Origin of the sequence: Microbacterium sp. 10M-3C3 (assembly GCF_003931875.1) — a bacterium.
GTDB lineage: Bacteria > Actinomycetota > Actinomycetes > Actinomycetales > Microbacteriaceae > Microbacterium.
Window position 1 is genome coordinate 2141347 of record NZ_CP034245.1, and the last position, 23357, is coordinate 2164703.

The window sequence follows — 23357 nt, forward strand, 5'->3', positions numbered from 1 at the left end:
ACGCTACCGAGGCGACGGCGCCCGCGGGACGGGTTGCGCATCGCCCCCGGGCCCGTCGCGCTCGGAGGACACGATCTGCTGCGCGGCGCGGCGCAGCGCCAGGACGAGCGGCTCGGTGAGCACCGTCCCGAGCACGATGTAGCGCACGGCGTCGTCGGGCGACTCCTCGGGGATGCCGGCGATCTCGCGCTCCGCGATCGTGCGTGCTGCGGCGACATAGGCGTCCAGGACGTCGGGGGGCACCGTGAAGTCCGCCGCCTCGAGTGTCGCGAGCGCGTGCGCGATCCCGTCGACGAGGCGAGGCTCGACCATCTCCCTCCGACCGCCGAGCCGCTCGTACAGCGCGAACGCGCCGGCGGTGTCGACCGGGGCATCCGCGCGCGGCGTGACGGCGTCGTGCGCGACGCCGAGGAGGTCGTATCCGGCGGGCGGCTCGTCGAGCGCGGCCACGACACGCCGCACGTCGGCGATGCTCACCCCCGCCGCCTGCAGCGCCTTGATGACGCGCAGCCGCTCGGCGTGGCGCGTGTCGTACGCGGCCTGCGTCGCCGACGTGCGCTCGGCCGCCGGGAGGAGTCCCTCCCGCAGGTAGTACTTGCCGCCCATGTCCCGCGTCGTTCCCGGCCGCATGACCCACCAGTACGACGGCGAGCTCGTCGTCTTCCACATCGGGATGCAGATCAACCGGCCCTGGCGCGTGGACCAGTGGTTCCCCGCCTTCATGGCGATGCCGCGGATGCTGCGGGAGCTCATGAGCGATCCCGGCTCCGGGCTCCTCGGCTCGCACGTCCTCCTGGGCGCGGGCGGCCCGTACGTCGTGCAGTACTGGTCGTCGATCGACAAGCTGTACGCCTACGCCGCGGCGCCCGAGCAGGCGCACCGCCCGGCGTGGACGGCGTTCAACCGCCGCGCGCGGAAGGCGGCGGGGGCCGTCGGCATCTGGCACGAGACGTTCCTCGTCGAACGCGCCGAGAGCATCTATGTGTCCACGCGCCCGATGGGACTGCCCGGCGCGACACGCGTCGTGCCGATCGGATCGCGTCACGATCGTGCCCGCGCGCGACTGGCCGACGGGCGCACGACCGGCGCCGCCGAGCCCGCCGCGTGAGCGTCAGGCCGCCGACGCCTCGAGCACCCAGCCGCCGACCACGTCGGAGGAGAACGGCACCGAGTACGCCATGAGCGCGCCCGCCTGCGCGTCGCGGAAGATGCGCTGGATCGGCGAGGCGACGAGATATCCGCCACCTCCGCCGACCGTCACGGCGAGCGCCGCCGCCTTCTTCGCCACCTCGTTCGCGAGCAGCTTCGACTCCGTCGCGGCCGGCATCGCCTCCGGCGAGCGCGTGTCGGCGAGCCACGCGGCGCGCTCGGCGAGGAGCGCCGCCGCGCTCACCTCGGTCCACACCAGGCCCGTCTGCTGTCGCACCCAGTCGGCGTCGGCGAGCCGCTCGCCGTTGCGCACGCGCGCCGCGACCGTCGCGAGGGCGTCGAGCGCCGCTTGCGCGATCCCGAGCGAGACGAACGCGAACCCGATCGTGATGAGGTTCGCGTAGTCCGCCGGCGGCGGCCCGCAGCGGCGCTCCGCGCGCAGCGGCGTGCCGTCGAAGAGGATCGTGCGGCTGCGGGTCGCCCGCATCCCCATGGTCTCGTCGATCGGCGGGAAGGACACGGTGTCGTCGACGCTCACGCCGAAGAACGCGGGAGCCCCGTCGATGCGGACGTTCAGGAACAGGTGGTCGGCCGCCTCGGAGCCGGACACGAAGAGCTTGCGGCCGGTGAGCGTCCACCCGTCCGCCGCCGGCGCGGCGTCCTGCTGCGAGGCGAGGAAGTGATTGCCGCCCGCCGGCTCCGACAGCGCGTTGGCGAAACGGCGCCCGGCCGCCAGCTCGGCCGCGAAGAACTCCGACTCCTCCGGCGCCGACATCGTCACGAGCGCGTGCGCCGCGCCCAGGTGCATGAGCCACACCGTCGCGACCGCCGGATGCGACGCCGCGAGCGTGCGCACGACCTCGCCGAGCGTCGCATACGACAGCGCCTCTCCCCCTGCCGCGCGCGGCAGGAACGCCGCATCCAGGCCGCTCGCCGACAGCGCCCGCAGGTGGTCGAGGGGCAGCCGGGCCGCGGCGTCGTCGGCGGCCGCCGTCGAGGCGAAGCCCGCCGCGAGCTCGGCGGCGAGGTCGACCCAGCGCTGCTCGTGGGCGGGGATGGCGACGGGCGAGGGACGGCGGAGCATGGCGGATCCTTCCGGGTCAGGCAGTGCGCAGCCGCGCCGCGTGACGACGCAGCGCCGCGCGGGAGGTGAGCACGAGGACGATGAGGGTCACGAGGTACGGCAGGGTCGCGTACACCTCGCTGGGGAGCTGGATCGCGGTGGACTGCGCGAGCAGCGAGAAGGACTGCAGGAAGCCGAACAGCAGCGCGCCCAGCGCGATGCCGATCGGGGTCATGCGTCCCATGATGACGATCGCCAGCACGATGTATCCGCGCCCGGCCGTCATGCCGGGCGTGAACGCGCCGATCGAGCCGACGGCGATCGTCGCGCCGGCCAGGCCCGCGAGGGTGCCGCCGAGCAGCAGCGCGCGCTCGCCGACCGCGCGCGGGCGCACGCCCCGCAGCGCCGCGGAGATCGGGTCGGACCCGACGGCGCGCACCTGCAGGCCGAAGCGCGTCAAGCGCGCCAGCGCCCACATGAGGACGAGGAGCACGGCGGCGGCGTAGACGACCGGGCTCTGCGCGAACAGCACCGGGCCCGCGACCGGGAGGTCGCTGAGGGGGCCGAGGTCGACGCGGCCCAGCGTGTCGACGCTCACGTTCGTGGTTCCCGCGGGCACCCACAGCTGGAAGAGGTAGGTGGACAGGCCGAGACCCAGCATCGTCACGGCCACGCCGACGACGATCTCGTTCGCGCGCAGGGCGTACACGAGCGCGTTGACTCCGGCCCCGAGGACGACGCCGACGACGGCCCCGGCCGCCAGCCCCGCCCACGGCCCGGCGATGCTCGCCGCGTACACGCCCGCGAAGGCGCCGAGGATCATCATGCCCTCGATGCCGAGGTTCAACCGCCCCGCGCGTTCGACGAAGCCCTCCCCGATGCCGGCGATCACGAGCGGGGCGGCCAGGGCGAGCGCGCCGACCAGGATCGAGATCCACAGCTCGCCGCTCATGCGCGCGCCTCCTCGGCGATGACCGGCTCACCCGATGCGGCGAGGGCTCCGGCCGTCTCGTCCGCCCCCAGCGCGCCGTCGTCCGGCGGCGGGGCGGCCGCGGCGTGCGCGGGGGCGACGAGCCCCGGCCGGGTCGCGGCGACGACCGCGACCCCGAGCAGCAGCACGCCCTTGATGACGTCGGCGATCGAGGAGGGGACCGTGCCCGTCGCGGACTGCATGCCCACGGCTCCGACGGCGAGGGCGGAGAAGAACACCGCGGCCGCTGCGATGCCCACCGGGAGCAGCCCGCCCAGCAGGGCCACGGCGAGCCCCGAGAACCCGACGCCGCCCGACACCGAGCCGAGGAGGCGGTCGTTGACGCCCGCCACCTGCATCCATCCGACGACGCCCGCTCCCGCACCGGAGACGAGCATCGTCGTCAGCACCGTGCGGGTGCGCGTGGCGCCCAGCCGGCGCGCGAGCGCGGGACGCTCGGCGAAGACGCGCACGCGCGTCGCGTGCCGGCTCCGCCGCCAGAGCTCGAACACCACGACGGCGACGACCACGAGCAGCACGCCCACGTGCGCGCGCGTCCCCGGCAGCAGGTCGGGCAGCGCCGCCGCCGCGGGCAGGGCGTCGCTCTGCGGCGTGGCGGTGTTCTCGGGACTCGCGAGCCACGTGCGCAGCGTCCAACCCAAGGATCCGGATGCGACGTAGTTCAGCAGCAGCGTCGACAGGATGACGTTGACGCCCCACCGGGCCGCCAGCCACGCTGGAAGAAGAGCGAACAGGGCGCCGCCCAGCGCACCGGCCACCGCGCCCACGAGCCAGTACGCCGGAGCGGGAGCGGCATCCCCCAGCGCGCCGCGCATGCCGAACGTCGCCGCGGTCGCGGCGATCGCCCCGACGACGACCTGCCCCTCGGCGCCGACGGAGAACACGCCGGCGCGGAGGGCCGGCACGAGTGTGAGGGCGACGATCGCGACCGGGACCGCGCCCACGAGCAGCTCGCCCACACGGTAGGGCGAGCTCGACACACCCTCGACGAGTCCGCGCAGCCCCACGAGCGGATCCGCGCCGGCCACGAGGATGAGGGCCATCGCGATCGCCGCGACCACCACGACGACGATCGCGGTGAGCGCGAGGGAGCGCACGCGCGCGCGGTTCACGCGTGCTCCTCGACGTGGCCGCAGGCGTCCACCGGGCCGGGGACCAGCACGTCGACGAAGCGCTGGGTGGCGGCGTCGATGAGGCCGAGCTCGGTCAGGCCCAGGTCGGGGACGACGTACAGCCCGACGAAGGACAGGATGATGTACGGCGACGGGATGCGGCAGCCGAGCGCGTGTGTGGCGGCATGGCCCGCGCGCAGCGCCGCGGCCGTCTCCTCGAACGGCGCGTCGCTCATCATGCCGCCCACCGGCAGCGGCACGCGTGCGAGCACCTCCCCGTCGGCGACCGTGACGAAGCCGCCGCCCATGCGGCCGAGCTCCTCGACGGCCAGGCGCATCGACGCGTCGTCCGCGCCGACGACGGAGATGTTCATGTTCGGGCAGTTCATCGAGATCGCGATCGCGCCCCGCTCGAGGCCGAACCCGCGGACGAAGCCCATCGCGGCGAGCGCCTCGCCGTGGTGCCGATCGACCACGGCGATCTTCAGGACGTCCTGCGACGGGTCGGCGGCGACTCCGCCGGCATCCGCGGTCAGCCGCGCCGTGAACGCGCGCTTGAAGTAGCCGTCGTACATCTCCATCGCCCGCACGTGCACGGGCCCGTCGCCCTCCGGCGCGGGCACCGTGAAGAGGTCGGCGGGCAGCTCGGCCGGAAGGTGGACGGTGTCGCGAGCCCATGCGGGGATCACGTCGGTGTTGACGAAGGTCGCCGCCCCGTCGCGGGCGACGACGGCACCGGCCACGACCACGACCGAGGGGCGCGCCTCGGCGAGGTCGGGGATGACGAGGATGTCGGCCAGGCGCGAGGGCGCGAGCACGCCGACCACCTGGTCGAGCCGGTAGTAGAGGGCGGGCTGGGTCGTGGCCATCCGGTAGGCCAGCTGCGGGTCGACGCCCGCGCGGATCACGGAGCGCACGTGGTGGTCGATGTGGCCCTCGGTCGACAGGTCGAGGGCGTGCTTGTCGTCGGCGCAGAAGCTCAGCGAGCGCAGCGCGGGGGCGATCGCGTCGAGGTCGGCGAACAGCGGGCCGGTGTTGTCGGTGAGCGAGGAGCCCATGACGGTGATGCGCGTGCCCAGGCGCACGCGCTCGAGCACCTCGTCGACCGTGCGCGCGTTGTGGTCGTCGCCGATGCCGGCCGCGAGGTAGCTCCACAGCGACTCCCCCGTCTGCGAAGCGGTGTGACCGGTGAGGCGCCGCCCGGCGACGAGAGCGGCCTGGAACCGTCCGGTGGACAGCTCGCCGAGATCGAACGGGTTGCTCTCGCCGAGGGTCGCGGTGTCGTCGTCGTTCAGGCGCGCGCGCACGACCTCCTCGACGATGACCTGCCCACCCCGCTCGAGCTCGTGCGAGGTGGGGGTCGTGGGCGAGACCTGCTCGAAGATGTGCAGCGGGGTCGTCGTCGTGCGCAGCAGATCCATGCCGTCGGTGCCCCACACGTTGGCGGCGCCGTTGGGGTCGGTGAGCACGGTCGTGGTGCCGCGCGGCACCGACAGGCGCGCGAGCTCGCCGGGCGTGAGGTTCGTGTACTCGATGTGCAGGTGCGTATCGATGAATCCGGGCACGACGTGGCTGCCGCGCGCGTCGATCTCCTCGACGCCCTCCCCCGCCGGCGCGTGGTCCCACGGGGTGAGCGCGGCGATGTGGCGCCCGGCGACGACGACGTCGCGCTCCAGCCACTCCTCGGTGCCGGGCGACTGCACGAGGCCTCCCCGCACGATGAGGTCGGGGCGTGAGAGGCCCGCCGCCACCGCCCGCAGGCGCGCGAGCTCGTCCGGCGTGGGCAGGAGGGACGTGTAGGCGGTCATGCGGACTCCTCGGGGGGTCGCGGTGTGGAGCGGATGCGGGCCTCGGTCGCCTCGCCGGTCGGGGTGGGGTCGAGGACGCCCGCCATCGCGGCGCCGACGCGCGCGGTGGTGGCCTCGGGGGCGGGCAGGTCGGCGACCACGCGACCGCTGTAGAGCACGACGACGCGGTCGGCGACGGCGCGGATCTCCTCGAGGTCGTGCGAGGCGACCACGACGGCGGCCCCGGCCTCGGCGGCGGCGACGAGGCGCTCCCGCACCGCCTGCGCCGCGCGCAGGTCGAGGCCCTGCGACGGACCGTAGGCGAGCACGAGGCGCGGCGCGCCGCTGGGACTGTCCGGCCACGCGCGGCCGAGCTCGCGCGCCACGAGGAGCTTCTGCTGGTTGCCGCCGCTCAGACCGCCGGCGGCGAGCGCGGGCACCGCGGGGCGCACGTCGAACGCCGTCAGACGCTCGGCGGCGTCCGCCCGGCGCGATGCCCTGTCCGCGCGCCGGCCGCGCAGGCCCCGGGCGACGTCGTACACCTTGAGCGTGTCGGCGAGCGTCATCGCGGGCACGAGGGCGTTGGCCCGCTCCTCGGGGATCCACGCGACCCCCGCCCGCAGCAGCTCCGCAGCGTCGGGGGCGAGGCGGCCCGCGACACGCACGGTGCCGGATGCGGGGATCCGCAGTCCGGCGAGCACGTCCAGCAGCACGTCCTGGCCGCTGCCGGCGACGCCGGCGACGCCGACGATCTCCCCGGCGCGCACGGTGAGGGTCGCCTCGTCCAGGCGCGTCCCGTTCTCGCCGACGGCGCTCACGGCGCGCGCGTCGACGACGATCTCGCCCGGCGCTCGCGGCGCGCGCGGGGCGGGCTCGGGGAGGTCCCCGACCATGAGCCGGGCGATCTCGGCGGGCTCGAGCCCGCGGGCCGGCCCCGCGTGGACGCGGCGCCCATGCGAGAGCACGGTGACGTCGTCGGCGACGGCGCGCACCTCTTCGAGCCGGTGGGTGATGAGCACGATCGCGGTGCCGAGGTCGCACAGCGCGCGGAGGTGGTCGAACAGTCCGCCCACCTCGAGGGGGCCGAGGCTCGCGGTCGGCTCGTCGAGGATCAGGGTCGTCGCGCCCTCCGCCAGCGCCACCACGATCTCCCCCAGCTGCCGATGGGCCTGGCTCAGCCGCGCCGTGGGGACGTCGAGGTCGACGGCGACTCCGGCGCGCTCGAGCGCCGCGACGAGGTCGGCACGGGCCGACCGGCGGCGGAGCACTCGACGACGGCCCGCCAGCAGGAGGTTCTCGACGAGCGTCAGCTCGCCGACGAGGCTCAGCTGCTGCGGCACGAGGTCCACTCCCTCGGCGCGCCCGTCCGCGCGGTCGCGCGGCGTGTACGGCCGCCCGCCGAGCTCCAGCTCCCCGGTGTCCGGGCGGTCGACGCCGGCGAGGATCTTGGCGAGCGTCGACTTGCCGGCGCCGTTCTCCCCGACGAGCGCGTGCACGGCGCCCGGACGCACGACGATGTCGACGTCCTCGAGCGCGCGCACCGAGCCGAACCGGCGCGAGACCGACCGGGCGACGAGCGCCCGGTCGGTCTGCGCGGACGCGGTCGTCACGGAACGGTCACGCTTCCGTCGGAGATGCCGGCGACGAGCTCGTCGACCTTCGCGGCCACGTCGGCCGGCACGGCGCCGTCGACGGTGTTGATGTCCTGGAAGACGATGCCGCCGTTGGCGAGCGTGGACGTGACGCCCTTGCCGCCGAACGTGTCCGCCTTCACCTCGTCGACCCACGCCTTCACGATCGGGTACATGTCGATGTCGACAGTCGACACGTTGGTCTTGAGGGCCTCGGCGCCCGCGGCGGGCGAGACGCCGACCGACAGCGTGCCGGCGCTCGAGGCGGCCGCGCCCACGCCCGCCGCGATGCCGTCGCCGGTCGTGTAGACGAGCTTCGCGCCCTGGCTGATGAGGCCCGACGTGGCGGACGCGGCGGCCTCGGCGTCGTCGAAGCTGCCGGCGTAGACGACCGGGAGGAGTGTCGCGGAGGGGTTCGCGGCCGTCACGCCCTGCTGGAAGAACTGGTCGGTGGCCTTGACGAAATCGAGCTCCATGCTCTCCACGCGTCCGATCGGGGTCGCTCCGGTCAGGCCGGCGATGTAGCCCGACAGATAGCCGACCTGCGCGGAGTCGTACGTCCACGTCTCGACGTTGTCGGTGTACTTCTCGAGGATGTCCGGGCCGCCCGAGGCGGTGAAGTGCACGTCGGGGAAGTTCTTCGCGACGGAGAAGATCGCGTCGCCGAGCTCGATGCCGTGGCCGATGACCAGGTCGAAACCCTGGCTGGCGAAGTCGGCGACGACCGGCTCGCTCGTCGCCGGGTCGGCCATGCCCTCGCGCAGCTCGTACGTGATCTCCCCTTCGTCCTGCAGCTTCTCGAGCGCGTCGGCGAGGGCCTGGTTGAAGGCGCCGTCGTTCGCGTTGCCGGGCGTGAGCGCGCCGACGCGGATGACGTCGTCGCCCGCGGCGGCGGCGGGGGCGGAGGAGGCGGCGTTGCCCGCGCCGGAGCATCCGGCGAGGGCGAGGGCGCCGGCGGCGAGGGCGGCGAGGAGGACGGGACGGGTGCGCATGTGCGGCCTTTCGGGTGGTTTCGCGGTGTGCGGTGGCGGTCAGGGACGGGGTGTGACGGTGAAGCCGGGGGCGAGCGTCGCGCCGACGAAGGCGGCGCTGTCGGGCGACCAGTGCGCGAGCACGGCGCCGGTGGCGACGTCGAAGCACGGGTCGAGACGGACGTGGGCGGGGGCCGCATCCGGATGCAGAGCCGCGTCGTCGACGCACACGGCGGGAGTGCCGTGCACGTCGCGCACGACACCCTCGCGCGGCAGTCGCCCCTCGCGGGCGAGGCCGATCACGGCCGCGGTGGCGAGGAAGCCGCGGAGGGTGGTGTCGTCGGCGCACGAGTCAGGGTCCTTGGCGCACCCGCGCGTCCACGCGATCGTGCCGTCGTCGCCGACGTGCACCGCGCTGCGCTGCGTGCCGAAGGGCTCGTCGCCCTGCCCGATGACGGCGATGAGTACGCGCAGGTCGTCACCGGACCGCTCGATGCGGATGTGCTCGGTGTAGAGGGGCTCGGATTTCGCCCCCGTCACCACGAAGCCGTCGGGCCAGCCCGCCACGACATCGGCGAGGGCGACGGTCCGGGGCTCGGCGGCGGGTGCGGCAGCGGCGACGGCGGCCACGCCCGCACCGCACACGCCCGCCACCGCCGCGGCGCACGCGGCGAGGACGAGAAGCGGGCGCGAGCGGATCATGCCGACGGCACCTCCGCGACGGCCAGACGGCGGGCGGCGTGCTCCAGCTCGGCGCGCAGCGCGGCCTTGCGATCGTCGTCGGCGAACGACGCCTCGATCGAGCGCGCGGCGAAGCCGATCAGGTCCGTCTCATCGAAGCCGTACTCCGCCGCGGTGACGGCCCAGTCGGCCTCGAGCGACGACCCCAGGGGCGCCGGATCGTCGGTGTTGAGCGTGACGGAGACGCCGGCGTCGAGCAGGCGCGGCAGCGGGTGCTCCTCCCACGTGCGGTAGAGGCCCAGGGTGAGGTTCGAGCGCGGGCACACGCCGAGGCTGATGCCGTCGCTGACGAGGCGGGCGATCAGCGCCGGGTCCTCGACCGCTCGCACACCGTGGTCGATGCGCTCGGCGCCGAGCAGATCGAGCGCGTCCCACACGCCCACGGGGCCGCTGGACTCGCCGGCGTGCACCGTGCGCCGCAGGCCCGCCGCCTTCGCACGGGCGAACGCTTCGCGGAACTTCTCCCCCGTGCGCCCCGTGACCTTCTCGTCGCCGTCGACCGAGAGCGCGATCACTCGGGCCGGGCGTGCGGCCGCGAGCGCGGCGACGGCGTCGTCGGCCGAGGCGGCGGACTGCCCGCGCAGCAGCGAGTAGGCGATGCCGACCGCGCACAGCCCGTCCTGCTCGGCCTCGTCGAAACCGGCCGCCAGCGCGCGCATGAGCTCGATCTCGCGCCCGCGCCACGCGTTCCAGTGCGTCGGGTTGACGATGACGTCGGAGTAGAGGACGCCCGACGCGCTCTGGCGCGCGGCGAAGGCGTACGCCACCCGCGCCGCCTGTGCGGCGGTGCGGACGAGGCCGCACTGCCAGTCGAGGAAGCGGAGGAAGCCCGAGAGCCCGGCGGCCCCCGCGCCGGCGCCTCCGCCCGTGGTGACCTCGGGCGCGGCGAACGCGTCGTGCGTCGTGATGTCGAACAGCGTCGCGGCCGGTCCGGGCAGCGCCGCGCCGTTCTCGCGAGCCAGGAGGAGGATGTCGGCGAGCGAGAACGTGCCTTCGAGGTGCACGTGGACTTCGGCCTTGGGCAGGGCGCGGATCGTTCCCTCGTCGATCCGCGCGGGCGCCGGGTGTCGGGACATGGAGCTCTTTCGATCGGGTTCGTGTCGTACGGTAACGAGGGATTCGCACTTGTTGACAAGTTGGAGCGATACCGTTCGAAGGCCGTAACGAGACGGAAACGCTCGGGCATGATCGTGGAGGATGCGGCTCGCCGCGCCAATTCGCGCCGTAGCACTTGTTCACAAGGAGACACATGACGATCGACGCCACCCCTGCGCTGTCCGCAGCGGACCTCGCGCTGCTGCGCCAGAGCATCGACGTGGCCGAGCGCGCCCGCGCGGCCGGCGCGCACCCGTTCGGCGCCCTCGTCGCCGACGCGTCGGGCGCTGTCGTCAGCTCCGCCGGGAACAACTCGCTGCCGCCCGAGGGCGACCCCACGCAGCACGCCGAGCTGCGCGCGGTGGCCGCCGCCTTCCGCGCGCTCGGGCCCGACCGCATGGCCGGCACGACGCTGTTCACGAGCGCCGAGCCGTGCGCGATGTGCTCGGGCGCGGCGTACTGGTGCGGCATCGATCGCGTCGTCTACGCCCTGTCGGAGGAGCGGCTCCTCGTCCTCACGGGCGACCACCCCGAGAACCCGACGTTCTCGCTCCCGTGCCGCGAGGTGTTCGCACGCGGCCAGCGCCCCATCGAGGTCGTGGGCCCGCTCCTGGAGGACGAGGCCGCCCGCGCCCACATCGACTTCTGGGTCTAGCCGCGCGGCACGCCACCCCACGGCGGGCGCACCGTCCGCACGACCGAGTACGACACGATGTCGGGGTCGTGGTACTCGCGGCTGTACAGCAGCCGGCGCCCGCTCGCGCCGATCCCGATCACCTCGATCGTCATGACGGGGGTGCCCGGGTCGCGCTCGAACAGCTCGGCGAGCGGCGCATCCAGCGTCGAGACACCGGGATTCGCGACCTCCCAGATGACCGACTCGCCCCACACGCGAGCGGCGGCGGTGAACACCGACTCGTCCGGGTCGACCGGGTCGTCGTAGCCGGGCGGCAGCGGCAGGGCGTCGTCGGCGATCATCGCCACGACGCCGTCGGCGCGCCAGCGCTTGCGCGCCGCGAGGATCGGCGTCGTCGCGGGCAGCTCCATGGCGGCGCCGACGTCGGCGCCGATCGTGGCGCGCTCGGCCGACAGCGTCTCGACCTCGGCGACGTAGCCGAGGCGGTCGAGCAGCTCGGTGTGCTCGAACTGCTCCTCCAGGCGCACGCTCAGGCGGAGCGCGATCGGGTCCACCGTCGTCACCGACCCCTGGCGGCGCCGCACGATGCCCTGCGCCTCGAGCGCCGACATGGCGCGCCGCAGCTGCTGGCGCGTGCACCCCAGCCGCGCGGTCAGATCGAACTCGCCGGGCAGCGGCGTCCCGGATGCGGCGGCCTCGCGCACGTAGCGCAGCAGGCCGTGCTGCACCCGCAGGCTCTCCCCTTCCGAACGCGGTCGGGGAAGCGGCAGGAATGCGGTCACGACGGCCTCTCGCTCGCGGCACGGCGTGCCGGTGCCCCCACGCTAGCGCGCAAGCGAGGGGCGGCGCGTCACCAGCCCATCGAGCCCGGCACGCCCTTGATCGGACCCGCGATGTCGGGCGTCACCCAGCCGCCGTAGAACCCGCCGGGCTGCGGCTGCACCTCCACGTCGTCGACCAGGCAGCGGTCCATCGGCCCCGCGTACACCGCGACGCGGTCGGCGAGCACCTCGTAGCCGGGGGCGGGACGGGGGTAGTTCCACGCCGCGGCGGGCCGGGTGACGCCGCCGCCGTGCACGTCGAGATACCGCGCGCCGCCCTTGAACTCGCAGAAGGACGCGCCTTCGCCGGGGGTCAGAGCGCCGGCGGCGAAGTCGGCGATCGGCACGTAGTAGACGGGAGCGTGGCTGGTCTCCAGCACCCGCACGACGTCGGCGGTGTCGAGGATCACCTCGCCGCCGAGCTCGATCCGCACCCGCCGCGGCACCCGCTCCACGCGCGGGGGGCGCGGGTAGCTCCACACCGACTCCTGACCGGGCCCGACCGGATCGGGCTGAGGACGACGGCTCACGACAGCCCCACCATCTCGGCGCTGCGCTCCCACAGCATCTTCGCGAGGCCCGGGTCGTCGGCCAGCCTGCTCGTGCGCGCCGGACGGTTGTTCGCGTAGTACCCGCCCGGCTGCCAGTCCACTCCTGGCTTGCCGAGCGCGAGCCACGTCAGCCGGGCCCCGCCCCCCTCGACGGGGACCAGCAGACGGCGGCTCACCGGATTGCTGTACACGAACCGCCACGGGCCCTGCGAGGCCGACGCGAAGCTCGTGGCGACGGCCCCGGGGTGGAACGCGACGGCGTTCACGCCGGTGTCGGCGAATCGGCGGTGCAGCTCCTTCGTGAACAGGATGTTCGCGAGCTTGGCGTTGCCGTATGCGCGCGACGCGGAATAGCGACGGCGCCCCTGCAGGTCGTCGATGTCGAAGCGCGAGAAGCGCTGCGCGGCGACGCTCGAGGTCTGGATGACGCTCGCCGCGCTCTCCTGGAGCCGCGGGAGCAGCAGGTTCGTGAGGAGGAAGCCGCCGAGGTGATTGACCTGGAACGTCAGCTCGAAGCTGTCGGCGGTCTCCCGCCGCGCGCCGAAGATTCCGCCGGCGTTGTTGGCGAGCACGTCGATGCGCGGGTACTCGGCGAGGAGGGTCTCCGCGAGCCCGCGCACCTGTGCGAGATCCGCGTAATCGGCGACGTGCCACGGCGCGCCGAGCGGCTCGGCGACGCGTCGCGTCTTGTCGGGGTCGCGCCCGACCACGACGACCCGCTCGCCGGCGTCGTGCAGCTGCCTCGCGGACGCGGCGCCGACGCCGTCGCTCGCACCTGTGATCACGATGGTCCGTGCCACCGCTCCTCCTCGTCCTCGCGTGCCGATCGGGTCAGAGATCGATCTTGTCGTTGTCGCCCTCGTAGCGCTCGCCGGTGACCTTGTGCTTCACGAAGGCGATCGCGCTCGCGATCCGGCCTCCGGGGCTGTCCCAGTATTCCGCGCCCGATGCGTCGACCTTCAGCAGCGCGACCTCGGGGTCCTCCGGGCCGTTCGGGAACCACGCCTCCAGGCCCGGTCCCCACAGCTCGCGCAGCTTCGCGGTGTCGTCGACGAGCTGGGCCGTGCCCGTGATCGACAGCCACGCGTCCGACGAGCTGAACGACACCCCGACGGCGGCGTCGCGCGCGACGTCCTCGACGGCGGAGGCGTGGCGGCCGATGACGAACCACAGGTCGCCGTCGAACTCGGTCTCCTGCACGGTCAGCGGGTGGGCGCGCAGCTCGCCGCCGTGGGAGCGGGTCGTCAGCATCGCGAAACGGAACTTCCTCAGCAGCTCGGCGAGCTTGCGCAGCTCATCGGCGTCGGCCATGGCGGTGTCCTTTCCGGAGGGGAGTCTCCATCCCACCCCCGACCGCGTGGCCGCCGCCCCGGCTTGACAAGCTCAGAGCTCGGCGCTCTCCTCGTCGGGCACGGGCGTCTGCTGGGACAGCGCCAGACGCCAGTGGCCGCCCTCGCGGGCATACACGCTCGTCATCGCGGCGTCGAACGGCGGCCCGCCGGAGGCGCGGAACGCCCGTGCGCGGTACACGAACGCCGCGGCCTCCTCGCCGAGCGGGATGAACCGCTCGTCGGTGATCTCGTACGCCGACCACGCCGGGGCGTCGTCGAGCGAGGCGATGACACGGTCGCGGTCGTACACGTCGCCGTCGGCGAGGATCATGACGGCGTCGTCGGTCATGATCTCGCCGTAGAAGTCGCCGCCCGAGCCGTCGCACAGGGCCCTCCATCCGGCGTTCTCGAGGCGCAGCAGCTCGGTGAGATCGAAGTCCATGGCTCCAGCATCCGCCGCGCGGCGCGCCCCGGCAATCCGCCACGCCCCGCGAGAACTCACGGCGGCTTCCCAGCTTCGCGGGACCATTCTCGGCGCCGCCGTCGTTCTTCTCAATGACGCCGCAGCGTGCAGCGTCGAAGCCAGCAGAGCGACGCCGCAGCCGGCGGCGTCGACAGGAGGAATCGTGACAAGCGAGTACCGCAAGACACCCGAGGCGCTCAGCCGCCTCACGCCCACCCAGTTCCACGTCACCCAGGAGGAGGGGACGGAGCCGCCCTTCCGCAACCGGTACTGGGACAATCACGAGCCCGGCATCTACGTCGACGTCGTCTCGGGCGAGCCGCTGTTCTCCTCGACCGACAAGTACGACAGCGGATCGGGCTGGCCGAGCTTCACCCGGCCGATCGATCACGACGCCGTCGTGGAGAGGACCGACCGCTCGCTGTGGATGACGCGGACCGAGGTGCGCTCCGCCCACGCCGACAGCCACCTGGGGCACGTCTTCGACGACGGCCCGCGCGAGGCCGGCGGCCTGCGATACTGCATGAACTCGGCAGCGCTCCGCTTCGTGCCGCTCGCCGAGCTCGAGGAGCAGGGCTACGGCGCCTATCGCACACTGTTCACCGACAAGGAGATCGCATCATGACCAGCGGACCCACCGACACCGGAGCCGTCACCCGCCTCCCCGGCACCGAGACCGCCGTCCTCGCGGGCGGCTGCTTCTGGGGCGTCGAGGACCTCATCCGCCGCCAGCCCGGCGTGCTCGACACGCGCGTGGGCTACACGGGCGGCCAGAACGACCACGCGACCTACCGCAACCACCCCGGGCACGCCGAGGCGGTCGAGATCGTCTTCGACCCCGCGAAGACCACCTATCGCGACATCCTGGCGTTCTTCTTCCAGATCCACGACCCGTCGACCCTGAACCGTCAGGGCAACGACATCGGCACGAGCTACCGCTCGGCGATCTTCCCGCAGAGCCCCGAGCAGGAGCGGATCGCCCGCGAGACGATCGCCGACGTTGACGCCTCCGGCCTGTGGCCCGCGCCCGCGGTGACCACGATCGAGCCGGCGGGCCCGTTCTGGGAGGCGGAGCCCGAGCATCAGGACTACCTCGTGCGCGTCCCGCACGGGTACACGTGCCACTTCGTCCGTCCGGGCTGGGTGCTGCCGCGCAGATCCGAGACGACGAGCGCCTAACCCGCTCCCCGCGACCCCCGTGCACCACGCACGGGGGTCGCGCCATAGTGGACGCCATGAGCGAGCAAGCCACCGCCCGCCCGTGGGTGCTGCACGTCGACCTCGACCAGTTCATCGCGGCCGTCGAGATCCTCCGGCGCCCCGACCTCGCGGGGCTCCCCGTCATCGTGGGCGGACGCGGCGACCCCACCGAGCGCGCGGTCGTGTCCACGGCGTCGTACGAAGCCCGCGCCTTCGGCGTCGGGTCGGGCATGCCGTTGCGCATCGCCGCGCGCAAGATCCCGGATGCGGTGCTCCTCCCCGTCGACGCGCCCGCCTACACGGCGGCGTCCGAGGAGGTCATGGCGACGCTGCGCTCGCACCCCGGCGCCGTCGTGCAGGTGCTCGGCTGGGACGAGGCGTTCGTCGGCGTCCGCACCGCCGACCCCGAGGGGACGGCCCGGGTGCTGCAGGCGGAGGTGCTCGCGCGCACCGCGCTGCACTGCAGCGTCGGCATCGGCGACACGCTCGTGCGCGCCAAGAACGCCACCGACTTCGGCAAGCCGCGCGGGGTCTTCCGCCTCACGGCCGAGAACTGGCTCGAGGTGCTCGGCGACCGGCCCACGATCGCGCTGTGGGGCATCGGCACGAAGATCTCGCGACGCCTCGAGACGCTCGGCATCCGCACGGTGCGCGAGCTCGCGACCGCCGACACCGCGGCGCTCGCCGCCGAGTTCGGGCCGAAAATGGGCCCGTGGTACCGCACGCTCGGGCGCGGCGAGGGGTCGGCGACCGTCGACGACACCCCGTGGGTGCCGCGCGGACACGGCCGTGAGACGACCTTCCAGACCGACGTCACCGATCCCGCCGAGCTCGACCGCGTCGCGCGCGCCCTCGCCGACGACGTGCTCGCGGAGATCGCCGCCGACGGGCGGCCGGTCGTCGGCGTCGGCCTGAAGGTGCGCTACGCGCCCTTCCTCACCAAGACCTTCACGCGCCGCATCCCGCAGACCTCCGAGCGCGAGCCGGTGATCGCGGCGATCCTGGCGCTCGTCGGGCGGCTCGAGGAGCGGCCGGTGCGGCTCCTCGGAGTCCGCGCCGAGATGGCGATGCCCGACGACGCCCGCGAGGGGCACACGCCGACGCGCGGCGGCTGGTGACGAGCGCGGCGCACGCCGCGCCGGTCAGTGCCGCGACACCGTCGCGTCGGCGAGCGCGGGCGGGCACGCGGCCCCGGCGACGCGGCCCGCTCGAAGTGCCACGGCTCGTTCGCGTACGTACGGCACAGTCCCCACTCCGGGCCGCGCTCGGCGAGCCACTCCTGCGCCGTCGGCGAGCCGATGTCCACGGCCGCGCCCGTGACGTGCGTGGAGTCCTCGGCGCGCGCGACGTACTGGCGCGCGACGGCCGGCAGCGACGCGTCATCCGCCGTCACGGTCGCGCCCTCGGGGATCATCCCGTCGGCCGCGCTCGGGGAGAAGGGGCGCGCGAGCGCCGCCGCGCTCGCGGTCACGACGGCGAGCACGACCGCCGCCAGGAGCGCGGCCACGCATACGCCCAGCACGACGAACGTGGCGGCGCGGATGCGGGAGGGAGGGGTGACGTACGCGGTGGAGGCGTGCATGGCATGAGTCCACGCCGACGTGCGTTGCGCCGGCGTATCGCGGGACGCATACGCCCCCGATACGCCCGCCCGCCTAGCATGGCGGCATGCGCGTGCTGATCGTCGAGGACGAGCTCTACCTCGCCGAGGCGATCCGCGACGGCTTCCGCCACGAGGCGATCGCAGCCGACGTCGCCGGCGACGGCGACACGGCACTGGAGAGTCTCGCGGTCAACGCCTACGACGTCGTGGTCCTCGACCGCGACATCCCCGGGCCCGGTGGCGACACGATTGCGCGCCACCTCGCCGCGACGGGCGGCCCGCGCGTGCTCATGCTCACGGCGGCCGACCGCCTCGACGACAAGGTCGAGGGATTCGAGAGCGGCGCCGACGACTACGTCACGAAGCCCTTCGCGCTGCGGGAACTCATCCTGCGGGTGCGTGCGCTGCACCGGCGGCCCGCCGCATCCGCCCCGCCCGTCGCCGAGATCGCCGGCGTGCGCGTCGACCGCTTCCGGCGGGAGGTGTGTCGCGACGGGCGCTACGTCGCCCTCACGCGCAAGCAGTTCGCGGTACTGGAGGTGCTCGTCGACGCCGGCGGCGGGGTCGTCAGCGCGGAGGACCTCCTGGAGCGCGCGTGGGATGCGAACGCCGACCCGTTCACGAACGCCGTCCGGATCACGATCTCGACCCTGCGCAAGCGTCTCGGCGAGCCCTGGGTGATCCAGACCGTGCCCGGCGTCGGCTACCGGATGAGTGCGGACGCGGGCGATGCCGGCCGCTGAGCGTGCGCCGGGCCTGTCGGTGCGGGTCAAGCTCACGCTCTCCTACGCGGGGTTCCTCCTCGTGGCGGGGGTCGCGATGGTCGCGGTCGCGGTCTTCACCACGTGGCGCTTCGTGCCCGACGGCAACCTCACGCTGCTGAACGGCATGTGGGTGCCGAACCGCACGAACCTGCTCGAGGTCGTCTACAAGTACTCCGGATGGGCGCTGACGGGGCTGCTCGTGTTCGGTCTCGCGGGCGGCTGGGTGCTCGCGGGCCTCGTGCTGCGCCCGCTTCGGCGCATCACGGATGCGGCGGCCCGCGCGCGCGACGGGGACTGGGACGGGCGCATCGCGCTGGCGGGCCGGAACGACGAGCTGACCGACCTCGCCGACACCTTCGACGCACTGCTGGACCGCGTGCAGAAGACGATCCGCGCCGAGCGGCGCTTCGCGGCGAACGCGTCGCACGAGCTGCGCACGCCGCTCACGATCGTGCGCACGCTCGTCGAGGTCGCGCAGACCGGCGACGGCCACGACATCCCCCGCACGCTCGCACGGATCGGCGAGACCAACGATCGGGCGATCGGCCTGACCGAGGCGCTGCTGGACCTCGCGCGGGCCGAGAGCGGCCGCGGCCTCCGGCGCGAACGCGTCGACCTCGCCGACGCCGGCGCGGCGGCCGTCGCCGACGCGGCCGAGGAGGCCGCGACACGGCGCATCCGCATCGACACCGATCTGCGGCCCTCCGCCGCGACGGCCGATCCCGGACTCATCGCCCGCCTCGTCGAGAACCTCGTCCGAAACGCGGTGCGCCACAACCTGCCGGGCGGGCGCGTGCTCGTTGCCACGACCGCGACGGACGAGCACGCGGCCCTCGCGGTCGTGAACACCGGCGAGTCGATCTCCGCGGACGAGGCGGCGACCCTCGTCGAGCCGTTCGTGCGCGGCGCGGGGCGTGCGCGCCGCGCCGACGGACCGCCGGGGTCGGGTCTCGGCCTCGCGCTGGTCGATGCGATCGTCCGCACGCATGGCGGCGTCCTGCAGGTGTCGCCGCGCGAGGGCGGCGGTCTTCACGTGCGCGCCCTGCTGCCCCGCTGACGCGCACCGACCGCGACGAGCCGGGCGAGCCCGACGAGCACCGCCGCGGCGGTGCCGCCGGCGGTGTTCCACACGATGTCGTCGAGGTCGGGGATGCGGCCGGGGATACCCGCCTGCGCATACTCGACGGCCGTCGACACCAGCGCGCAGGCGATCGGCGCGACGAGCCACGCACGCCGCGGCAGGAGTGCCGCGAGCGCCCCGCCCAGCGGCGCGAACAGCACCGCGTTGAACAGGCGTTCGGTCACCGGATAGCCGACGCCGGCGACCAACGGGAGCCGCACGTCATCGGCCCACAGCACGAAGTCCGCTCGGAGCGGCCCGACCAGCCCCTGGGGAGCGAGGGTCAGGACTGCGACGGCGACGACGGATGCGGCGAACAGGAGCGTCCGCAGGATGCGGCTGGCGGGCGTGGACATGCCCCCAGTCCAGCCGGACGCATGTTGCGTGGACGTATGGCGTCAGCCCTGCGCGAGCTGGGCGACGTGATCCCACTTCTCCCAGTTCGCCAGCCGCGCCTCGTAGTCCGGGCGGACGATGGCGAACGCGGAGGCACCGAAGAACACCCGCAGCGGCGGCTCGGCCGCGTCGACGACCTCGAGCAGCGCCGCGGCCGACGCCGTCGGATCGCCCGCGCCGTTCGCCGACTGCTGCGCACGCTGCTGTGCGCGGCGCTCGCGCGCGGCGTCGTACGCCGCGATCGGCTCGGCGTGACGGGAGCTCGGCCCCGCCCAGTCGGTCGCGAACCCGCCGGGCTCGACGAGCGTGACGTGGATGCCGAACTCGGCCACCTCCGCCGCGAGCGCCTGCGAGAAGCCCTCGAGCGCCCACTTCGAGGCGTGGTACGCGCTCAGGTTCGGGAACGCGCTCACCCCGCCGATCGAGGAGACCTGGATGATGTGGCCGGAGCCCTGCGCGCGCAGGATCGGAAGCGCGGCCTGCGTGACCCAGATCGCCCCGAACACGTTCGTCTCGAGCTGGGCGCGCAGTTCCGCCTCGCTGAGCTCTTCGGCCATGCCGAACTGGCCGTAGCCGGCGTTGTTGACGACGACGTCCAGCCGGCCGAAGTGCTCCGCCGCGCGCTGCACCGCCGCGAAGTCGGCTGCGCGGTCGGTGACGTCGAGCGCGATCGGGAGGAGCGCGTCGCCGAAGCGCTGCGCGAGGTCGTCGAGGCTCGCGACGTCGCGAGCGGTCGCGGCCACGCGGTCGCCGCGTTCGAGGGCGGCGGTCGTCCATTCGCGTCCGAAGCCGCGCGACGTTCCCGTGATGAACCATGTCTTCTGCGTCATGGGGGGAATGACGTCGAGGAGTCGCACGGTATTCCCGAACTCAATTGTGCACAACTGAATTGTGTGCAACCATCTTTCCGTGCCCGGCATCGACGACATGGTGTGCTTCTCGCTGTACTCCGCAAGCCGCGCGACGACGGCCGCGTACCGCCGGGTGCTCGCCCCCTTCGACCTGACCTATCCGCAGTACCTCGTCCTCGTGTCGCTGTGGACGGAGGGCACGCAGAGCGTCCGCGGCCTCGGGGAGCGTCTCGACCTCGATTCCGGCACGCTCTCGCCGCTGCTGCGCCGCATGGAGGCGCGTGGCGTCGTCCGCCGGATCCGCCGCACCGACGACGAGCGGGTCGTCGACGTCGAGCTGACCGAGCGCGGCAGTGCGCTGCGCACCGAGATGGCGGACGTTCCGGAACGGGTGTTCGCGTGCATGGGGCTCGGCATCGACGCCGCCCGCACGCTGCTGACCTCCCTGCACGAGCTCACCCGCACGGTGCAGGAGAGAACCGAGGCGCTCGCCTCATGATCGGAAGGACATCGATGGAAGCCATCTACACCGCAGAAGCACTCGCCACCGGCGGCGGCCGCAACGGTCACGTCGCCACGAAGGACCGCATCATCGACACCGATGTGCGCGTGCCCGTGGAGATGGGCGGCCCGGGCGGCGCGCCGAACCCCGAGGCGTTCTTCGCGGCGGGCTACGCGGCGTGCTTCCACGGCGCGCTGCAGGCGGTCGCCCGCGCGCAGAAGGTCGTGATCTCGGACTCGTCGGTCGGCTCCCGCGTCCACTTCGGCGACAACGGCCAGGGCGGCTACCAGCTCGCCGTCGACCTCGAGGTCGTGCTGCCGGGCATCCCCCACGACCAGGCTCAGGCGCTGGCGGATGCGGCGCACCAGGTGTGCCCGTACTCGAACGCCACCCGCGGCAACATCGAGGTGAACGTCACCGTCTCGGACGACTGACACCCTCTCTCGCACGACGAAGGCCCGCCGGTCATCCGGCGGGCCTTCTGCGTGCCGCGTGCGGTCAGTCGCTGCCGGTCGGCGGGGGCGGTGGGAGCTCATCCAGCTCACCGCCGGCGAGACGCTGCTTGTCCTCCGCGCTCAGGCCGGCAGAGGCCGCGTCGGCCTTCACCTCGTCGCTGACCGCATCGGTCGGGGGCGCTTCGTCGGCGCGGGCGTCGTCGTCGTCGCGCCGGGGGATGTCGCCCCGGTCAGGGTTGTCGCTCATGTCGTTTCCTTCCGTCCGTGCAGCGAGCCTCGCCTCCCCCTCCCCCGCCGCGCACCCCCTGGACATCGCCCCGCTCGCCGCCTACGCGCGTACCCTGGAGGCATGACATCGCGTGCGCCCCTGGCGCGGACGGAGGTTCCCGGCGCTTCCCGCGCCGGCGAGAGGTAGCGGCATCCGCCCGCACCTCCCCATCCGCGCGCCCGGCCGATCGCCGGGGCGCATCCTTCCTCCGGCGCGCACGCGCGCCCCTGTCGAAAGCGACGTCATGCCTTCCTTCACCGACGCGGAGATCCGCGCCTCCTTCGTCAACGCCTCGCGCAGCGAGCGTTCGCACATCGTCATCCCGACCGATCTGCCCGCCCTCGACCCGTCCGAGCGCGAGTTCGTCGGCTGGCGCGACCCCAAGAGCCCGCTCCTCGGCTACGTGCTGGTCCTCCTCGACGGCGCCCTCACGGGCGTCATCCTCAAGCAGACCGAGGCGCGGCCGGGCGTCCGCACGCAGTGCGCGTGGTGCGCCGACGTCGAGCTGCGTGTGGACGTGGTGATGTTCGGCGCCCGCCGAGCCGGCACGGCCGGCCGCCGCGGCGACGCGGTCGGCACCCTCGTGTGCGCGGACTTCGAGTGCAGCGAGAACGTGCGGCGCCGCCGCCCCGAGCCCTACCTCGGCTTCGACCACGCGGCGGCGCTCGAGCGACGCATCACGATGCTGCGCGAGAACGTCGAGGGCTTCGTGCGCGACGTGCGCGACAGCGCCTGAGCGGCGCCCGCCCCTGCCCGGCCGGCGCAGCCGCCGTCAACCCCCGGGGCATCCTCCGCGTCCGCGCGAGAGGGTGCCCCGGAAGGGGGACGGATGCAGCAGGCTCGACGTGCCCGGGTGTCGGTGATCATCCCGGTCAAGGACGACGCGACCGCGCTCGCGGAGTGCCTCCGATCGCTGCGCGGCCAGACGCGCGCGCCCGACGAGGTGCTCGTGGTCGACAACGCGTCATCCGACGACTCCGCGCGCGTCGCCGCCGCCTTCGGATGCCGCGTGGTCCGCTGCGAGCGGCCGGGCATCCCGGCGGCGAGCGCCGCCGGCTACGACGCGGCCGCCGGTCACCTGCTCCTGCGCCTGGACGCCGACTGCCGCGCACCCGCGGACTGGATCGAGCGCTGCGTGCGCGCCTTCGCGGCCGACCCGCGCCTCGGCGCCGCGAGCGGGGCCGCCCGCTTCCCGGGGCGCGGCGGCGCTCTCGCCGCGGCGCTGTATCTCGGCGCGTACGCGTCGGTGTGCGCGCCGGCGCTCGCGCACCGCCCGCTGTTCGGGTCGAACCTGGCCCTGCGCCGCACGGCGTGGCGGAGCGTCCGTCACCGTGTGCACCGCGACGACCCCGAGGTGCACGACGACCTCGACCTGGCCTTCCACCTCGGCGAGCGTCACCGCATCGGGCGGCTCCGTGGTGCGCCGATGACGATGTCGGCGCGCCCGTTCGCCGACGCCGCGGCGTTCGGCCGGCGCATCCGGCGCGGCGGACGGACCGTCGTGATCCACTGGCCGCGCGACTTCCCGCCCGTCCGGGCGACCCGGCTGCTGCTGCGGCGTCTCCGCGGCGAGCTGTCAACCCCGGGTCCGCACGGCCGCGTCCGGTCACCATGGAGACTCGCGACGGAAGGAGCCGACATGGCGAGCGAGCTGTCCAAGGGCGACCGGGTGAGCTGGGACACGTCCCAGGGACGCACGCGGGGCGAGGTCGTGGAGAAGAAGACGAAGGACTTCCAGTTCGAGGGGCAGAAGTTCACCGCATCGAGCGACGAGCCCGCCTACATCGTGAAGTCCGAGAAGACCGGCGCGAAGGCGGCGCACAAGGGCTCGGCCCTGCGCAAGCTCAGCTCCTGA

At 73.8% G+C, this 23357-nt stretch carries 29 protein-coding genes and 1 pseudogene; 13 read left to right on the top strand and 17 right to left on the bottom strand.

What is annotated here, in order from left to right; all coding sequences use genetic code 11:
* Positions 1-3: 3 nt before the first annotated feature.
* A complete protein-coding gene (locus EI169_RS10350) occupies positions 4-606 on the bottom strand; it encodes a MerR family transcriptional regulator (protein WP_240640404.1) in 603 nt (200 codons plus the stop codon).
* Between EI169_RS10350 and EI169_RS10355 the strand changes: the two genes are divergently transcribed.
* Positions 605-1108: a DUF4188 domain-containing protein gene (locus tag EI169_RS10355; RefSeq protein ID WP_125132254.1), complete on the top strand. Its 504-nt coding sequence runs from the start codon at positions 605-607 to the stop codon at positions 1106-1108. The two genes, EI169_RS10350 and EI169_RS10355, sit on opposite strands and share 2 nt — an antisense overlap.
* Positions 1109-1111: 3 nt before the next feature.
* On the opposite strand, the gene EI169_RS10360 is transcribed toward EI169_RS10355, so the two are convergent.
* Genes EI169_RS10360 through add form a run of 8 tightly spaced genes read right to left on the bottom strand, consistent with a single transcriptional unit; the run spans position 1112 to position 10521 of the window.
* Positions 1112-2233: an acyl-CoA dehydrogenase family protein gene (locus EI169_RS10360; RefSeq protein WP_125132255.1), complete on the bottom strand. Its 1122-nt coding sequence runs from the start codon at positions 2231-2233 to the stop codon at positions 1112-1114.
* A 16-nt stretch (positions 2234-2249) separates the two neighbouring features.
* A complete protein-coding gene (locus EI169_RS10365) occupies positions 2250-3164 on the bottom strand; it encodes an ABC transporter permease (protein WP_125132256.1) in 915 nt (304 codons plus the stop codon).
* Positions 3161-4315, bottom strand: coding sequence for an ABC transporter permease (locus EI169_RS10370; protein ID WP_125132257.1), 1155 nt, complete (start codon positions 4313-4315; stop codon positions 3161-3163). The genes EI169_RS10365 and EI169_RS10370 overlap by 4 nt, the downstream gene beginning before the upstream one ends.
* Positions 4312-6123 carry an adenine deaminase C-terminal domain-containing protein gene (locus EI169_RS10375; RefSeq protein ID WP_125132258.1) on the bottom strand — a complete coding sequence of 604 codons (1812 nt, stop codon included), beginning with the start codon at positions 6121-6123 and terminating at the stop codon, positions 4312-4314. The genes EI169_RS10370 and EI169_RS10375 overlap by 4 nt, the downstream gene beginning before the upstream one ends.
* Positions 6120-7712: an ATP-binding cassette domain-containing protein gene (locus tag EI169_RS10380; RefSeq protein WP_164515485.1), complete on the bottom strand. Its 1593-nt coding sequence runs from the start codon at positions 7710-7712 to the stop codon at positions 6120-6122. Before EI169_RS10380 ends, EI169_RS10375 begins: the two co-directional genes overlap by 4 nt.
* Positions 7709-8725, bottom strand: a complete 1017-nt coding sequence (locus tag EI169_RS10385) for a BMP family ABC transporter substrate-binding protein (RefSeq protein WP_125132260.1) — start codon at positions 8723-8725, stop codon at positions 7709-7711. The genes EI169_RS10380 and EI169_RS10385 overlap by 4 nt, the downstream gene beginning before the upstream one ends.
* A gap of 39 nt (positions 8726-8764) precedes the next feature.
* On the bottom strand, positions 8765-9406 hold the full coding sequence (locus tag EI169_RS10390; protein WP_125132261.1) for a hypothetical protein: 642 nt from the start codon (positions 9404-9406) through the stop codon (positions 8765-8767).
* The gene (gene add, locus EI169_RS10395) at positions 9403-10521 is read right to left on the bottom strand and encodes an adenosine deaminase (RefSeq protein WP_125132262.1); all 1119 of its coding nucleotides are present in this window, start codon (positions 10519-10521) and stop codon (positions 9403-9405) included. Before add ends, EI169_RS10390 begins: the two co-directional genes overlap by 4 nt.
* A 173-nt stretch (positions 10522-10694) precedes the next feature.
* Between add and EI169_RS10400 the strand changes: the two genes are divergently transcribed.
* On the top strand, positions 10695-11195 hold the full coding sequence (locus EI169_RS10400; RefSeq protein WP_125132263.1) for a nucleoside deaminase: 501 nt from the start codon (positions 10695-10697) through the stop codon (positions 11193-11195).
* Here EI169_RS10400 and EI169_RS10405 read toward each other — a convergent pair.
* From EI169_RS10405 to EI169_RS10425, 5 genes are all read right to left on the bottom strand, one after another.
* A complete protein-coding gene (locus EI169_RS10405) occupies positions 11192-11959 on the bottom strand; it encodes a GntR family transcriptional regulator (protein ID WP_125132264.1) in 768 nt (255 codons plus the stop codon). The two genes, EI169_RS10400 and EI169_RS10405, sit on opposite strands and share 4 nt — an antisense overlap.
* 68 nt (positions 11960-12027) lie before the next feature.
* Entirely contained in the window at positions 12028-12528 is a 501-nt protein-coding gene (locus tag EI169_RS10410) for a DUF427 domain-containing protein (protein ID WP_240640405.1), read from the bottom strand.
* Positions 12525-13349, bottom strand: a complete 825-nt coding sequence (locus EI169_RS10415; RefSeq protein ID WP_125132265.1) for an SDR family NAD(P)-dependent oxidoreductase — start codon at positions 13347-13349, stop codon at positions 12525-12527. The genes EI169_RS10410 and EI169_RS10415 overlap by 4 nt, the downstream gene beginning before the upstream one ends.
* A 31-nt stretch (positions 13350-13380) precedes the next feature.
* Positions 13381-13860, bottom strand: a complete 480-nt coding sequence (locus EI169_RS10420; protein WP_125132266.1) for a pyridoxamine 5'-phosphate oxidase family protein — start codon at positions 13858-13860, stop codon at positions 13381-13383.
* A 72-nt stretch (positions 13861-13932) separates the two neighbouring features.
* Positions 13933-14322: a nuclear transport factor 2 family protein gene (locus tag EI169_RS10425; protein ID WP_125132267.1), complete on the bottom strand. Its 390-nt coding sequence runs from the start codon at positions 14320-14322 to the stop codon at positions 13933-13935.
* A 184-nt stretch (positions 14323-14506) separates the two neighbouring features.
* Between EI169_RS10425 and msrB the strand changes: the two genes are divergently transcribed.
* From msrB to EI169_RS10455, 6 genes are all read left to right on the top strand, one after another.
* The gene (gene msrB / locus EI169_RS10430; protein ID WP_125132268.1) at positions 14507-14968 is read left to right on the top strand and encodes a peptide-methionine (R)-S-oxide reductase MsrB; all 462 of its coding nucleotides are present in this window, start codon (positions 14507-14509) and stop codon (positions 14966-14968) included.
* A complete protein-coding gene (gene msrA / locus EI169_RS10435; RefSeq protein ID WP_125132269.1) occupies positions 14965-15522 on the top strand; it encodes a peptide-methionine (S)-S-oxide reductase MsrA in 558 nt (185 codons plus the stop codon). Before msrB ends, msrA begins: the two co-directional genes overlap by 4 nt.
* A 56-nt stretch (positions 15523-15578) precedes the next feature.
* The gene (locus tag EI169_RS10440) at positions 15579-16661 is read left to right on the top strand and encodes a DNA polymerase IV (protein WP_205783777.1); all 1083 of its coding nucleotides are present in this window, start codon (positions 15579-15581) and stop codon (positions 16659-16661) included.
* Positions 16662-16841: 180 nt separating this feature from the next.
* Complete coding sequence (locus tag EI169_RS10445; protein ID WP_125132270.1) at positions 16842-17132, top strand: hypothetical protein; 291 nt, start codon at positions 16842-16844, stop codon at positions 17130-17132.
* 79 nt (positions 17133-17211) lie between these two features.
* Positions 17212-17889: a response regulator transcription factor gene (locus tag EI169_RS10450; protein ID WP_125132271.1), complete on the top strand. Its 678-nt coding sequence runs from the start codon at positions 17212-17214 to the stop codon at positions 17887-17889.
* Complete coding sequence (locus tag EI169_RS10455) at positions 17876-18967, top strand: HAMP domain-containing sensor histidine kinase (RefSeq protein WP_125132272.1); 1092 nt, start codon at positions 17876-17878, stop codon at positions 18965-18967. The genes EI169_RS10450 and EI169_RS10455 overlap by 14 nt, the downstream gene beginning before the upstream one ends.
* Here EI169_RS10455 and EI169_RS10460 read toward each other — a convergent pair.
* The gene (locus tag EI169_RS10460) at positions 18940-19386 is read right to left on the bottom strand and encodes a VanZ family protein (RefSeq protein ID WP_125132273.1); all 447 of its coding nucleotides are present in this window, start codon (positions 19384-19386) and stop codon (positions 18940-18942) included. The two genes, EI169_RS10455 and EI169_RS10460, sit on opposite strands and share 28 nt — an antisense overlap.
* Positions 19387-19428: 42 nt before the next feature.
* Positions 19429-20256, bottom strand: a complete 828-nt coding sequence (locus EI169_RS10465) for an SDR family oxidoreductase (protein WP_125132274.1) — start codon at positions 20254-20256, stop codon at positions 19429-19431.
* A 97-nt stretch (positions 20257-20353) separates the two neighbouring features.
* Between EI169_RS10465 and EI169_RS10470 the strand changes: the two genes are divergently transcribed.
* A complete protein-coding gene (locus tag EI169_RS10470; protein ID WP_125133428.1) occupies positions 20354-20776 on the top strand; it encodes a MarR family transcriptional regulator in 423 nt (140 codons plus the stop codon).
* A gap of 14 nt (positions 20777-20790) precedes the next feature.
* On the top strand, positions 20791-21213 hold the full coding sequence (locus EI169_RS10475; RefSeq protein ID WP_125132275.1) for an organic hydroperoxide resistance protein: 423 nt from the start codon (positions 20791-20793) through the stop codon (positions 21211-21213).
* 64 nt (positions 21214-21277) lie between these two features.
* Here the strand turns inward: EI169_RS10475 and EI169_RS10480 are convergent, their stop codons facing one another.
* Positions 21278-21481: a hypothetical protein gene (locus EI169_RS10480; protein WP_125132276.1), complete on the bottom strand. Its 204-nt coding sequence runs from the start codon at positions 21479-21481 to the stop codon at positions 21278-21280.
* A 265-nt stretch (positions 21482-21746) separates the two neighbouring features.
* Between EI169_RS10480 and EI169_RS10485 the strand changes: the two genes are divergently transcribed.
* The 3 genes and pseudogenes from EI169_RS10485 (at position 21747) to EI169_RS10495 (ending at position 23357) form a co-directional block, all read left to right on the top strand.
* On the top strand, positions 21747-22238 hold the full coding sequence (locus EI169_RS10485) for an FBP domain-containing protein (RefSeq protein WP_125132277.1): 492 nt from the start codon (positions 21747-21749) through the stop codon (positions 22236-22238).
* Positions 22239-22331: 93 nt separating this feature from the next.
* A pseudogene (locus EI169_RS10490) lies at positions 22332-22835 on the top strand (glycosyltransferase family A protein); the annotation flags it as partial.
* A 306-nt stretch (positions 22836-23141) separates the two neighbouring features.
* Positions 23142-23357, top strand: a complete 216-nt coding sequence (locus EI169_RS10495; protein ID WP_125133429.1) for a DUF2945 domain-containing protein — start codon at positions 23142-23144, stop codon at positions 23355-23357.

Bases quoted from the DNA above. Each gene is read 5' to 3' on its own strand.
- EI169_RS10350 (WP_240640404.1), bottom strand. From the start codon at position 606: ATGGGCGGCAAGTACTACCTGCGGGAGGGACTCCTCCCGGCGGCCGAG.
- add (WP_125132262.1), bottom strand. From the start codon at position 10,521: ATGTCCCGACACCCGGCGCCCGCGCGGATCGACGAGGGAACGATCCGC.
- EI169_RS10465 (WP_125132274.1), bottom strand. From the start codon at position 20,256: ATGACGCAGAAGACATGGTTCATCACGGGAACGTCGCGCGGCTTCGGA.
- EI169_RS10365 (WP_125132256.1), bottom strand. From the start codon at position 3,164: ATGAGCGGCGAGCTGTGGATCTCGATCCTGGTCGGCGCGCTCGCCCTG.
- EI169_RS10360 (WP_125132255.1), bottom strand. From the start codon at position 2,233: ATGCTCCGCCGTCCCTCGCCCGTCGCCATCCCCGCCCACGAGCAGCGC.
- msrA (WP_125132269.1), top strand. From the start codon at position 14,965: ATGACCAGCGGACCCACCGACACCGGAGCCGTCACCCGCCTCCCCGGC.
- EI169_RS10470 (WP_125133428.1), top strand. From the start codon at position 20,354: ATGGTGTGCTTCTCGCTGTACTCCGCAAGCCGCGCGACGACGGCCGCG.
- EI169_RS10425 (WP_125132267.1), bottom strand. From the start codon at position 14,322: ATGGACTTCGATCTCACCGAGCTGCTGCGCCTCGAGAACGCCGGATGG.
- EI169_RS10455 (WP_125132272.1), top strand. From the start codon at position 17,876: ATGCCGGCCGCTGAGCGTGCGCCGGGCCTGTCGGTGCGGGTCAAGCTC.
- EI169_RS10400 (WP_125132263.1), top strand. From the start codon at position 10,695: ATGACGATCGACGCCACCCCTGCGCTGTCCGCAGCGGACCTCGCGCTG.
- EI169_RS10460 (WP_125132273.1), bottom strand. From the start codon at position 19,386: ATGTCCACGCCCGCCAGCCGCATCCTGCGGACGCTCCTGTTCGCCGCA.
- EI169_RS10495 (WP_125133429.1), top strand. From the start codon at position 23,142: ATGGCGAGCGAGCTGTCCAAGGGCGACCGGGTGAGCTGGGACACGTCC.
- EI169_RS10485 (WP_125132277.1), top strand. From the start codon at position 21,747: ATGCCTTCCTTCACCGACGCGGAGATCCGCGCCTCCTTCGTCAACGCC.
- EI169_RS10445 (WP_125132270.1), top strand. From the start codon at position 16,842: ATGTCCACGGCCGCGCCCGTGACGTGCGTGGAGTCCTCGGCGCGCGCG.
- EI169_RS10385 (WP_125132260.1), bottom strand. From the start codon at position 8,725: ATGCGCACCCGTCCCGTCCTCCTCGCCGCCCTCGCCGCCGGCGCCCTC.
- EI169_RS10355 (WP_125132254.1), top strand. From the start codon at position 605: ATGTCCCGCGTCGTTCCCGGCCGCATGACCCACCAGTACGACGGCGAG.
- EI169_RS10420 (WP_125132266.1), bottom strand. From the start codon at position 13,860: ATGGCCGACGCCGATGAGCTGCGCAAGCTCGCCGAGCTGCTGAGGAAG.
- EI169_RS10390 (WP_125132261.1), bottom strand. From the start codon at position 9,406: ATGATCCGCTCGCGCCCGCTTCTCGTCCTCGCCGCGTGCGCCGCGGCG.
- EI169_RS10375 (WP_125132258.1), bottom strand. From the start codon at position 6,123: ATGACCGCCTACACGTCCCTCCTGCCCACGCCGGACGAGCTCGCGCGC.
- EI169_RS10440 (WP_205783777.1), top strand. From the start codon at position 15,579: ATGAGCGAGCAAGCCACCGCCCGCCCGTGGGTGCTGCACGTCGACCTC.
- EI169_RS10480 (WP_125132276.1), bottom strand. From the start codon at position 21,481: ATGAGCGACAACCCTGACCGGGGCGACATCCCCCGGCGCGACGACGAC.
- EI169_RS10450 (WP_125132271.1), top strand. From the start codon at position 17,212: ATGCGCGTGCTGATCGTCGAGGACGAGCTCTACCTCGCCGAGGCGATC.
- EI169_RS10475 (WP_125132275.1), top strand. From the start codon at position 20,791: ATGGAAGCCATCTACACCGCAGAAGCACTCGCCACCGGCGGCGGCCGC.